This is a genomic window from Solibacillus palustris, from assembly GCF_022549215.1.
Taxonomy (GTDB): Bacteria; Bacillota; Bacilli; order Bacillales_A; family Planococcaceae; genus Solibacillus; species Solibacillus daqui.
Genome location: NZ_JAKZFC010000043.1, coordinates 1 through 223, shown reverse-complemented (window position 1 = coordinate 223; position 223 = coordinate 1). Strand labels below are relative to the sequence as shown.

At 50.7% G+C, this 223-nt stretch carries 2 tRNA genes; both read left to right on the top strand.

Features of this window, described 5'->3' with window-relative positions:
• Window positions 1-5: 5 nt before the first annotated feature.
• Window positions 6-81 (top strand) — tRNA-Ala (locus tag LZ480_RS19810).
• Window positions 82-100: 19 nt separating this feature from the next.
• A tRNA-Ser gene (locus tag LZ480_RS19805) sits at window positions 101-193 on the top strand.
• Window positions 194-223: the final 30 nt, after the last annotated feature.

Below are 223 nucleotides of genomic sequence, written 5' to 3'. Positions count from 1 at the left end.
TTTATGGGGCCTTAGCTCAGCTGGGAGAGCGCCTGCCTTGCACGCAGGAGGTCAGCGGTTCGATCCCGCTAGGCTCCACCATATATTTCATTTTCCCTTTGGAGGTATACCCAAGTCTGGCTGAAGGGATCGGTCTTGAAAACCGACAGGCGGGTAACACCGCGCGGGGGTTCGAATCCCTCTACCTCCTCCATTTTAATTTTATAAGTTTTAAACAATATGT